General features: G+C 34.9%; 10 protein-coding genes and 1 other annotated feature. Of the genes, 4 read left to right on the top strand and 6 right to left on the bottom strand.

Annotation, left to right across the window (positions count from 1 at the left end; all coding sequences use genetic code 11):
* Positions 1–78 precede the first annotated feature (78 nt).
* The gene (locus tag ACQKMI_RS18575) at positions 79–1,437 is read right to left on the bottom strand and encodes an aspartate kinase (protein WP_427491283.1); all 1,359 of its coding nucleotides are present in this window, start codon (positions 1,435–1,437) and stop codon (positions 79–81) included.
* Positions 1,438–2,462: 1,025 nt separating this feature from the next.
* Here ACQKMI_RS18575 and ACQKMI_RS18570 point away from each other — a divergent pair.
* Positions 2,463–2,906 carry a hypothetical protein gene (locus ACQKMI_RS18570; RefSeq protein WP_427491281.1) on the top strand — a complete coding sequence of 148 codons (444 nt, stop codon included), beginning with the start codon at positions 2,463–2,465 and terminating at the stop codon, positions 2,904–2,906.
* 361 nt (positions 2,907–3,267) lie between these two features.
* Here ACQKMI_RS18570 and ACQKMI_RS18565 read toward each other — a convergent pair whose 3' ends face one another.
* The 3 genes from ACQKMI_RS18565 to ACQKMI_RS18555 all read right to left on the bottom strand — a co-directional run bounded on the left by ACQKMI_RS18565 (position 3,268) and on the right by ACQKMI_RS18555 (position 6,908).
* Positions 3,268–4,605 (bottom strand): sodium-dependent transporter, encoded by a 1,338-nt coding sequence (locus ACQKMI_RS18565; RefSeq protein WP_427491279.1) that lies wholly within the window; start codon positions 4,603–4,605, stop codon positions 3,268–3,270.
* Between the two features lie 589 nt (positions 4,606–5,194).
* Positions 5,195–5,419, bottom strand: a binding site (T-box leader).
* A gap of 179 nt (positions 5,420–5,598) precedes the next feature.
* Entirely contained in the window at positions 5,599–6,351 is a 753-nt protein-coding gene (locus tag ACQKMI_RS18560) for an alpha/beta fold hydrolase (protein ID WP_427491277.1), read from the bottom strand.
* A gap of 164 nt (positions 6,352–6,515) precedes the next feature.
* Entirely contained in the window at positions 6,516–6,908 is a 393-nt protein-coding gene (locus ACQKMI_RS18555; protein WP_427491275.1) for an immunity 22 family protein, read from the bottom strand.
* A 429-nt stretch (positions 6,909–7,337) separates the two neighbouring features.
* On the opposite strand from ACQKMI_RS18555, the gene ACQKMI_RS18550 reads away from it, so the two are divergent.
* Together ACQKMI_RS18550 and ACQKMI_RS18545 are read left to right on the top strand one after the other, a co-directional pair.
* A complete protein-coding gene (locus tag ACQKMI_RS18550; protein WP_427491273.1) occupies positions 7,338–7,664 on the top strand; it encodes a TetR-like C-terminal domain-containing protein in 327 nt (108 codons plus the stop codon).
* Positions 7,665–8,081: 417 nt separating this feature from the next.
* The gene (locus tag ACQKMI_RS18545) at positions 8,082–8,648 is read left to right on the top strand and encodes a DUF4256 domain-containing protein (RefSeq protein WP_427491271.1); all 567 of its coding nucleotides are present in this window, start codon (positions 8,082–8,084) and stop codon (positions 8,646–8,648) included.
* Between the two features lie 352 nt (positions 8,649–9,000).
* Here the strand turns inward: ACQKMI_RS18545 and ACQKMI_RS18540 are convergent, their stop codons facing one another.
* The gene (locus ACQKMI_RS18540; protein ID WP_427491269.1) at positions 9,001–9,825 is read right to left on the bottom strand and encodes a DNA alkylation repair protein; all 825 of its coding nucleotides are present in this window, start codon (positions 9,823–9,825) and stop codon (positions 9,001–9,003) included.
* A gap of 260 nt (positions 9,826–10,085) precedes the next feature.
* Here ACQKMI_RS18540 and ACQKMI_RS18535 point away from each other — a divergent pair, with 260 nt between their 5' ends.
* Positions 10,086–11,039, top strand: a complete 954-nt coding sequence (locus ACQKMI_RS18535) for a TRM11 family SAM-dependent methyltransferase (protein WP_427491267.1) — start codon at positions 10,086–10,088, stop codon at positions 11,037–11,039.
* Positions 11,040–11,373: 334 nt separating this feature from the next.
* On the opposite strand, the gene ACQKMI_RS18530 is transcribed toward ACQKMI_RS18535, so the two are convergent.
* Entirely contained in the window at positions 11,374–11,469 is a 96-nt protein-coding gene (locus ACQKMI_RS18530; RefSeq protein WP_427413453.1) for a putative holin-like toxin, read from the bottom strand.
* Positions 11,470–11,911 lie beyond the last annotated feature (442 nt).

Below are 11,911 nucleotides of genomic sequence, written 5' to 3'. Positions count from 1 at the left end.
TAAATGCCCGATTGGTGAACACTAATTAACCAGTGAGGATAAAGAACTCCCCACTGATTAAGGTTTCACTATCTATCCTCACACTCTCGCATGTGCAAAAAATTCCTCATAAAGTGCTTGTAAAATTTGGTTTTCAAACTCTTGTAGCACTCCGAATACTAGACTAACTTCAGATGAACCTTGATTAATCATCTCTATATTTGCACCTGTTTTAGAAATCGCAGTTGCAGCACGGGCCGCTAGACCTGTGTTATTACGCATGCCTTCGCCTACTATAACAATCATCGAGAAACCATGACGCATTTGCACATCATCTGCATGTAACTCATTTTTCACACGAGAAAGAATTCGTTCTTCATTATCTAGTGTAATTTGATTTGAACGCATAATGACAGAAATATCGTCTAAACCAGACGGTGTGTGTTCATATGAAATATTTTCATCTTCTAAAATTTGAAGAAGCTTACGTCCAAAGCCGACTTCACGATTCATCAAATATTTTGACACATATAAAGTTGAAAAGCCACTGTCTGCCGAGATACCTGTAACTGGACGTCCTGTAACAGAGCGTCTTGGAACGATACGAGTACCTGGGGCTGATGGATTATTTGTATTTTTTATGTTAACGGGCACCCCAATCTTGTAGACAGGCATTAACGCTTCATCATGGAAAACCGAAAAGCCTGCATAGGATAATTCGCGCATTTCGCGATACGTAATTTCTTTAATTTCCACTGGATCATTCACAACTTTCGGATTCGCGGAGAACACACAGTCCACATCCGTAAAGTTTTCATAAAGCTCTGCTTCAACAGCAGCTGCTAAAATAGAGCCTGTAATATCAGAGCCACCGCGATCAAATGTACGCAGTATGCCCGCTTTAGTGTAACCGAAGAAACCTGGGAATACAATAATTTCCTTAGTATATTTTAGAGGTGCTAAATTAGCATAAGCCTCTGGTAATGCACACGTGCGTTCAGGTAAATCATTGACTACCAAACCTTCTTTTGGACTTACGTAGCGCGCAGGCATACCGATGGAATTAAAATAAGCAGCGATTAGCTTCGCATTATTGTCTTCCCCTGCCGCTTTGATGCTATCAATAAATAATTCCTCATTCGATTTATCACCTTGTACACGTTCACGTAAATCTTCAGCGATCACATCACAAATTGTATAATCTAACTCCAAACCATCCGCAATCGCCATAAAGCGATTTACAACGATTTGCAATTCTTTCTCAATATCTTCATTTTTTAATACTGCCATTGCTAAGTTAATTAATAAATCAGTTACCTTTATATCATCACCAGAACGCTTCCCAGGTGCAGAAACGGCTACGATTTTACGTGCCGGATTAGATTTTACAATGTTTGCTACTTTTTGAATTTGTTCTGCACTTGCTACAGATGTTCCACCAAATTTACATACGATCATAACCATCAAATCCTAACTTTTTAAATTAAATGTATTCCTCCAAAAAACAATTGATTGTACACAGTGTACAAATTATCTGTCTCTACGTCAATACAATTTAAAAGATTCACGCAATTTACCATCGATAGAAAATGGACAATTTTCACACTGTTTGATTTATTATACGGATTTCGTATGAAATAGTTAAGGTTTTTGCAAATTTTTTTCGTAAAATCCCAATATTCGTACAAATATTTGTCTGAACTAGCTGAAATCATCTAATTTATAGAATTTTCAATGGTATATCTGACGTGTCAAAACAAACCACGTCTTTACGAATTTTTATGGATATCAAGATGAACAATATTGATTTTATAAAGGTGTATCACTTCAACAGCAGGATGTTGATTTATTACAACGACAGGTCGAAACTCTTCAAACATGGCTTTCCAATCAGATTAGCCAATCTTGGTTTCATACCCTTTCTCTCTAAGTGTCGTAATAAAAACCAAGTGACGTAATGTACTTAATTAAGAACACTTTTGTCATACTGATATTTAACATTTGTAACAAAGTTTTTTGCAGCAAACTTGATTGAATTGTAGTGACTTTCTTCTATATTAATTGAAGAAAACGCTTTCTCCATTATGATATGCTGAAAAAATTGTGATGTTTGTGCTATTTCATTCCAATATTTTAGGGAGTTAAGGAGATATTTTCACAATTTTCTTTTTTCGTGTTTAATCACGGTCTTTTCTTCTATTGGCAATCTCAACAAACAAAGTTAATAATTATGTAACTACTGGCAGGCGCAGCAAGGGCATCAGAGCATTTTAAAATAATGCCGGTATAACAGTAGTTCAAAGTCCTACAACGAAAACAAACTAGTGATGGAAAAACGTTACTATGTCTCAATCAACACAACAAATAGTAAAACACTTAGTTATTCTAACGGTAATTTTACTGGTAAAATTAAGATATAAAATAATAATTTTTGAATATAACAGTGAATAATCAATTTTTGAGGAAAAGTAAAGGGGGATTATATGAGTACCCGTAAACTTCATATTTGGCAACCAATAACCTGTTTAGAAAGGTCTCAAATCGTAAATGCTACATTCAATTATACTGATTTGGGTTTATGTTTAACATTAATTGATATAAATGGTTCTGAGGTTGATATTATTTATGATAAAATGTCTGAAATTCAAGATTATGTTTGGTCTTTTCGATATACCGGAGAAATCCCTAGGTCTGATTTAGTGCCACTTGTCAATGATGCAATTGAACAAGAGTCATCTATTGAAGGTTCTGCAGAGTGGTTTTATAAAATGAGCCATTCTGATTATATTGAATGGTTTGATCAATTACCTTGGTTAGGCAGTAAAGAAATTCCTAACGTAGAGCATCACATTTATTGTTACAATGATGGAATTTTTGAAGTGATTAGTGATTATGAACCTCGTTTCGTTATTAGGACTAAAACTTAAATAAAGATTTTAGGTGACAAGCATCCAATTTGGGTGATGTCGGTATTAAGGAGTACTATTGAAACTATGCGTTTACTAGAGTGGGAACCTAATGAAAAAAATGGTGTCATTCTATTTTCTCTTGGACCTGAGCAGTTCTTCAGCTGACCCGATCAGTTTTTCGGCTAACCTGATCACTTTTCTTGTGGACCCGATCAGTTCCTTGGCTAACCTGATCACTTTTCCCTTGGACCCGATTAGTTCTCTCTTTACCTGTGCAGTTTTTGGTTTATAGTTTTACATTCACTTTGATACACTACATGAAATGCAAGATATAGCAAAAAGGCCCTAACATATTAATATGCTAGGGCCTTTTATATGTTTAAATCACGCCAATTACATTTAAAAATACAATAATAATTGCAATCGGTGCTATATAGCGAAGTAAGAATAACCATAATACAAATAATTTATAGCCTTTATTTTTACTTACACCCAGTTCTTTCATTAATACATCTTTCTTCATTTTGAACGGTACGAAGATCGCAACTAATAATACACCGAGTGGCATAAGAATATTACTTACTGTATAGTCTGCTAAATCAAAGATTGTTTTTCCAAATAATTGCACATCGCTTAATACGCCAAATGATAGCGCCGATGGAATCCCTACAACAAAGATTAGTAATCCTACAATCAATGCCATTTTTTCGCGTTTCCCTTTACCTTTTGTCGTTAAAGAGGCCACGCTAATTTCCAGCATGGAAATGGCTGATGTTATCGTTGCAAAGAAAAATAGTAACAAGAAAATAATGAAGAACACTTTTCCAAATGCCATTTTACTGAAAATCGCTGGCAAGACTATAAATAATAGACCCGGTCCTTGAGATGGTTCCATTCCAAATGCGAAGACTACCGGGAAAATAGCAAGCCCTGCAAGCAATGTAATGACAAGCGTTAAACCGACGATAGAAAATGCGGAACGTGGTAAACTTTCTTCTTTCGGTAAGTATGAACTATACGTAACCATTACGCCTACACCGACAGATAACGAGAAGAACGATTGCCCCATCGCATATAAAATAACTTCAGATGTTACATTTGAGAAATCCGGCTGCAAGAAGAAGCGAACCCCTTCTCCTGCCCCATCTAATGTAAGAGCACGAATAATTAATACAAAGAATAAAACAAATAGTGCTGGCATGAAATACTTATTTACTTTTTCAACACCGTTTTGTACACCTTTACTTACGATAAAAATAGTCATAAGAATAAATAATAGCTGTGATCCAACCGCTAAAAATGGATTGGAAATGATTTCACCAAATGTTGCTTCGTACGCACCATTTCCTTCCCATAGTCTACCTGTAATTGCATTCCATAAATATAATAAAATCCATCCTCCTACAACACTGTAGAATGAAAGCAATATGAAACATGTGGCAATCCCTAATTTTCCGACCCAGGGCCATAGCGTCTTTGGAGCAATAGTTCTATATGCTTCAACAGCCTCTTTTTGTGTACTTCTTCCAACGACAAATTCAGCCAATAATAACGGTAAACCAATTAATAAGGTAAAACCGATGAAAATAAGGAAGAACGCACCGCCACCTCCAATACCGGCCATATACGGGAACTTCCAAATCGCACCAAGACCTATCGCTGAGCCTGCTGCAGCTAAAATGAAACCTAATTTCGATGTCCATTGCTGTGAATTCATCTCTTTATCTCCTCTCATCTTCTATTTCTTTATTTATGACAATTCGGTTTTTATTCATATTGGTCAATCGTGACTCCTTTCTCCTACAATCACTTCCTTCAAAGCTAGGGAAGAAAAAATATCGCGGTACCATCATAGTTGTGAAAAATACCAAGAAACTATTCAAAAAAAATGTCCCTACGCAAATACGTAGGGACGATATAATATCGCGGTACCACCCTAGTTATGAAGATACAACTAGAATAAAACCTTAATCAATTATGCCTCGGCATAATTGCGTCCGCAATTGGCTTTGTGCCTGCACAAAGAACTCCTCTCCGATTCCGTGACATCCGCCGGAGGCTTTAACTTCTTTTAGCAGGTGTTTGAACACCAGCTAAAAGAAGTTAAAAAACGTCCCTACGAAAATACGTAGGGACGATGTAATATCGCGGTACCACCCTAGTTATGAAGATACAACTAGAATAAAACCTTAATAAAAAAACGCCCCTACGTAAATACGTAGGGACGATATAATATCGCGGTACCACCCTAGTTATGAAAATACAACAAGAATACGCCCAAAATAAAAAACGTCCCTACGTAAGCACGTAGGGACGATATATATCGCGGTACCACCCTAGTTGTGAAAAAATTCTTCACCACTTTATTTGATAACGGTATTCACTACCGTCTTCCACTTCCTCACAACATGTGTGATTTATGAAAGATGCTCCAGGTCGAAATTCATGATCATCTATACACTGATTCGCACCAACCATCAGCTCTCTGAAAAAGGGAGATTATCACTACTTTATCCTATCATTGCCCAACTATTAATTTTCCGAATTGATATTATCATTTTTATCACACATAAAAAAAAGAGTCAATAATTTTTTGAATTTTTATGTATTTTCCACTTATTTTTTGCTATAAAAATTCGAAATATGACTTTTGAATGAATTCAATTACATTACTTATGGTTAATTTTACATTAAAATACAGGTTTACTTTTTAACTATTGTCAATTAACCTTTTCACTGCATTAACTACGACTTCTGGTTCATCATTTTGTATGTAATGGGTACTATTTTTAGCTATTATAAATTCACCAGTAGAAGATATTTGAAGAATCTCTTTCTGCATTTTATTCCATAGCCCTTGTGATTCTTCTGAATAATGAACTTTTTTTCCTGCTGATATAATAATTAAAGGGACACTTATTTCCCTTCTTGAATTCTTTAGCTGTTTCAAGCTTTCCATAAATTCATCATATGTACCTTCATAAACAAATTGTTTGTTGTAAGCATCTTGAAACTCCTTAGACATTGTTGGCAAAAACCTTTCTTTATAATCTTCGGGTGTAGAGTCAACTAGCACTAGCCCCGCAACCTCTTGAGGATATTCTGAAGTATATATGCGTGCATTTACCCCACCAAAAGAATGTCCTACCAAGATGTAAGGTGGCCTAATATTCAATCGAATAAGGGCTTCTTTCAACTCTTTTACCATATATGTACTTGTTCTAGGATTCGGGCTTTTTTCGCTTTTTCCTAATCCAGCCCTATCATAAACGAGTACATCTGTAAGCACAGAAATTTCAGACACAATATGCTTCCACGTTTTAGAATAGTCTCCATATCCGGCATCCATTATAACAGTTGGTGTATTCTTTTTATCTCCATAAAATTTTACAAATAATTTAAAACCATTAAGTTGAACAAATGTTTCCTTCATTGTTTGAGCTATCATCTTTGTATCCCTCATTCTATCCCCCTATGCAAAAACACTAGCAATATTCTCCACCTTTTTTAAATAACCTCCCCCTCTGTTTAATGAAAAATCCTGAAGGTAGACTTTTACCGAAAATATTCTTATTCCAAAATCCCAGTTTTTTCTGAATAACAACTCTTTCTAGTAATAGAATTCCGTTATAAACCAGTTTCAAAAACACCTAAATAAGTAAGTTTATTGTACAGTTTATTTACATCTGATATTTCTAATTCTGGATCCATATAATAGAACATTGAATTAATACTTTCAAAACCTTTTTCTATACTAGTATCCTGTATTTCAATCCCTATGTCAGATGAAACTGATAACTCCCCCAAAAACTCTGTTATATTTCTCAACTCTTCTGTTCTACAAACACCTATTAAATCCTCATCATATCTCCTCTCACCAATATCATTACAAAATTGACATACATTATAATCAGGGTCATCAATATCTATAGCTTGATCACTGTAATCCAATTCAAAGTATTTTTCAAAAACATAAGTATCATCACGGTTAATACCCACCCATATATGAACTTTAGACATGTGCATTTTAATACAACCCGCTTTCTATTACTTTAATCTCAAATGTACTATTTAAACTTTCATCGTGCCGCTTAGCTAATATTTTATCTCAAATACCCCTACTTTTCCAAATGTTACCTCGGCAACTTTTGAATTCATCTTATCAATACCAGAAAAGATAAAACGGCCTGAGCCCTCTAGAATTCAAGACTCAAGCCGCTGTATTTTTAGTATTTCCAATAACTATTTGACAGGGTATGTTTCATTAAGCCCAATTGTCTAGTATGATAGGTGCAATTTAAATTGGGTATAATCCACATTATCCGTTTCTAATATCCTACTTGATTTTAGATTTTTTGATCTTCCACCTTAACTTTTCGACATCCATTTGATTTAGTTTCAATTGTTTTGAGTAAATGAATATATCTTCGTTAACATACTCAAATCGAAATGTGGTTGTTGGTACAATATTTTTACTTTCATGTTAGTAAATTATATAAAGTGTTTTTAACTGAAAAAGACATTCCTTATTTCTCTTCAGGTTTGAAGGAAATCATCATCGATTTTGTCTCAAATGGGATATACACTATACAGTCCGACGACAAAAAGCTTACAGTCCCACGTGAAATGGCTGTCAGATATTTTGCTGCTGCCTTTCTTGAGGTGATTATTTGGTGGTTAGAAAACTATATGCCTTATTCACCAAAATTTATGGCTAATCAACTAATGCGCATTACAATGATGGGCCCTTATGTTGACAATCCTTTTGGAAAATAAAGTGATTTTCCAGTTGTAAACTTTTCATGAAATACCATCCTTCCTTTTTATTTTTGCCCTGTAAATGTTAGCTAGTATCTACCATTTAAGTTATTCAACGGTGTTGGCTAGCAGAAAAAGAGGAAATAAAAGATTATACAATTAATAACAAGACGAGAAATTTGAAGCATTCAACATACCACTTTCGATTTTTCTAGACGGATATTGAAAATGACCGTGAAGCCATATCGATTTTCCCAAACGAAAACGATACATTTATACAAACTAGAGATGAAATAAAGGCAATGATTTGTTTTTTATAACTAGCAGAATACTCGATGTTAAACGGAGAACTCTATCATAAGTAAGTGAATTTTTATTGAACTTACTGAGCAGTTCTGTCCAATTATGAGTAATAACAATAAGGGGGAAACTAATATGACAAAGAAAAATAAAGAGTTGTTACTAGAACAACGTGAGGAATTACTCAGAACTTTGAAAGCCCGTTTTGAGAAAAATATGAATCGCCATAAAGGGCTTGAATGGACTGAAGTACAAGCTAAGCTCGAAGCTAATACTGAAAAACTGTGGTCGCTTAATGAAATGGAAAGAACTGGCGGCGAACCGGATGTTGTTGGCCATGATGAAAAGAAGGGCGAATACATTTTTTATGATTGTTCAGCGGAAAGTCCTAAAGGTCGCAGAAGTGTTTGTTACGACCGGGAAGCACTGGAGTCAAGGAAAAAGCATAAACCAGAAAATAACGCTATCGATATGGCAACTGCCATGGGCATTGAACTATTAACGGAAGAACAATACCGGGAGCTGCAGAAACTTGAAAATTTCGATATGAAAACTTCAAGCTGGGTGCAAACACCTGCTAATATTAGAAAACTCGGCGGCGCCATCTTTTGTGATTATCGCTACGACACTGTTTTTGTGTACCACAATGGTGCAGATTCTTACTATGCTGCAAGGAGCTTCCGCGGCTCGCTAAGGGTCTAAATTATTGTTCTCATATCCAGGTTAATATCGTTCATTTAATCAAACTTACTATAAAGTTACACCCAACTCTACAGGAGGTACCTCCTCTATCGAGCAAAGAATAACATTAGGACTAGCCAAAATTGGTGAGTCCTAATGTTTCTCTGCTTGTTCGGGAAATGAAGGTCTAATTTGACATGAAACATGGATCCATATTATAAGTGCTATTTCGTATTGGTATCCTCCAAAATAGCTATATATAATAGAGAATTTCAAATGATTTTGAAATTCTCTTTTTACAAGATTTAATAATACACAGAAAGCATAGACCCCTACCATCCTAACTGTGTTTTATTTTCCTCTCCTCAATTATTTAACCTTTTACGATTGTTCTTTGAGCCTTTTTAATGATTCTCTCAGTCGCTTTAGTTGGTGATGCTTTTTGCCATTCATCACAAAGATTTTTAACCCACTCTGGTTGAGTTTTACTAGCATCATTTAACCAATTACCGACAGAATCTTGAACATACTTTGACGGATCTGATTTAAGTAAATGTAGAATAGGAAGTGCAATTTGCGGTTCTTCCTTTAATTTTTCAATATGCTTTGTCCATACCCCGCGAGGACGGATTGATTCTAAACTGAACCTACGAATGTTTTCATCTTCACTTTTCGCCCATTCCGTTAACAAATCTACACTACTCTCAATATTCGCTGAAAGGTTCTCCCTAATTGACATCCAAGCAATTTCTCGGACACCAAAATGATGATCTGCTGCGAAAGAATGGATATACAACAATTTCTCTTCTAAGGAATAACCGTTGTTTTTATTCATAAACGCTGCCCAACATCGGACACTATCAGATACATGAGTTGAACATATTTTGATTAGCTCCTCTTTTTTGGTATCACTTTCATCCATCATGACTGTATCTAATAAACTTCCTAGTAAACGTATAGCCTTCATTCCCGTTTCAACTTTTTGTTTCTCTATCTCCGTTAGTATAAATTCTAACTTTTCTTCTAGCCCTATTGACGGTAGAACATTTTTTACTAAAGTAATATGGTGAACAGCTTGCCATTCCGTTAAATTTACACTCTCTATGGTCCCTTGATTCAACAACATTAAAACATCAGTAGGGATATCGCTAGCCTTTCTTGCTCCCTTTCTATTTAAAACATCTTCCGTTACAACCATTAAACACCCTCCTCTAATTGTGAAACATGAAATTCGACTTGATGAAATGAATAAATGTCTATTTTTATATTATTTTTTCTTACAAATTATTTCCACTATTCCCTCTAATCAATTTTCCTCGACATAAATGTGAATCGATATTGATATCGAGTGGCTTCATAGAGTCACCTATGATACGATTACCAAATAAACAACTTCATTTGTTTTTTATGTACGTTAGTGAAATCAAGTGAACAACAACTTAAAAGGATGATAATCAATTGAGTAACGAACAAAATAACAGTAAATTTATATACACATATGTACATCATGTTGATGAGTACGATTTGTGCAGAATGGAGATGCGTTCATTTTTTAATTTTGATTCCCAATCAAACTATATAATAAGCCCTATTAAAATTGATCCAAGCCGTAGCCCTTTTATGCAGGACAGACTTGAAGTGCTATATGAGGATAACAGCATAGAGAACATCAAGACATTGGTGAAGGATTTAAAAGTAAAGGAAGCAACTTATAAAATAGTTTGTTTAAATAGTATGGATATAGGTGAAGAGAAGAAAATTCATCTGCCGGAGCGTAGATTGATAGAACGCGAGGTAGGGCTGTGCATGGATGGCGAACCAGACCTAAATGAGCCTGAAATTGTATTTGGTCTTATTTTAATAGATGGAATTTGGTATTTTGGAAAGCATATGAAGAGTGAATCCATTTGGCATAATCATTTACACAAACCACACAGTTATTCAACGGCACTTAGTACTAGAGTAGCTCGTACTGTTGCAAATATCGCAGTTCCCCAGCCTCAAAATATTCGTGCGATCGACCCTTGTTGTGGTATAGGGACGGTAGTAATTGAAGCCCTTTCTATGGGAATTAATATTGAAGGGCGAGATATTAATTACAATGTTTGTCAAGGTTCCAGAAAAAACATCACTTATTTTGGGTTAACAGGCAATATTACATTAGGTCCAATCTCCGAGGTTATGGAACATTATGATGTCGCTATAATTGATTTACCTTATAACTTATTTACGCATACATCAGCCGAAGATCAATATGATATTATAAAACATGCTCGACGCATTGCCGATAAGGTAGTTGTCGTTACGATTGAAACAATTGATGACATGATAGAGGATGCAGGTTTTGTTATAGCAGATCGATGTGTTGCTAAAAAGCAATCGTTTTTACGTCAAATTTTATTATGTGAATAAAAACGATTATATTTGCTAATTCAGAAAAAATTCCCATCAGCTTCCGATCATCTCTAAAGAAACAGTTACATAAAACAGACAACTATTTAGTTATCTGTTTTTCGCCTGTTGAATTTTATATTCTTGTGAAGCTTATATAATTCTGTATTTATTTGTTCTAATTGAATAAATACTTATCTGCGTGTTATAATTCATATTGAAGATGTATATAAAATATATAAGACCATTTAGTTTTGTAGCACCAAATGGTCTTCGTAACAAGACGAATCGCTTCAAAGGCGATTTGCAAAATGATCAAGTAAACCGACTCACATGCTTGGGAGGCAAGGGCGGTTTACTTTTTTTGTGTAAATGTAAACGACAATGCAATTACTGAAACTATAAGCGATGAAAAACTTATAGCAACCATAATTGCTTCAAAAATAGTCATGGCTTATCTTAAGTAAAGTGTATATAACAAGTAATAAACCCTATAAAATCAACTTCATTTTTTATTATATACTTTTAAACATCTAATACGTAATTGAAAAAACTCTACTGCCGATTCAGCCTTAAAAGCCATCCTCTTTTAATAACCATGGGGGATGATTTTTTTATTATCGTATCCCATTCTTGAAGAGATAAGATTTGAACTAACTCTTGTTAGTAATAAGAAAAAGCTATCCGCAAAGAGATAGCTTTTCTTCAACTAAATCAATTGTTTTTTTGCTCCTTGTTCAACTAAGGCCCCCCGTTAGTTTAATAAGAACAGCGACGCTTCTTCAACAATCGCGCCCAATCGTATTATAAGGTCAGCCAGAAAATATTTCTGGTTGACCATTTTTTATATCGATATATGATAACGGTAGCCGGGGTAGAACGTTCGCGCCCGT

The organism is Lysinibacillus sp. NPDC097214, assembly GCF_050277945.1.
Taxonomy (GTDB): Bacteria; Bacillota; Bacilli; order Bacillales_A; family Planococcaceae; genus Lysinibacillus; species Lysinibacillus xylanilyticus_B.
Note: the sequence above shows the minus strand (reverse complement) of the source record. Positions and strands in the feature narration are given on the sequence as shown.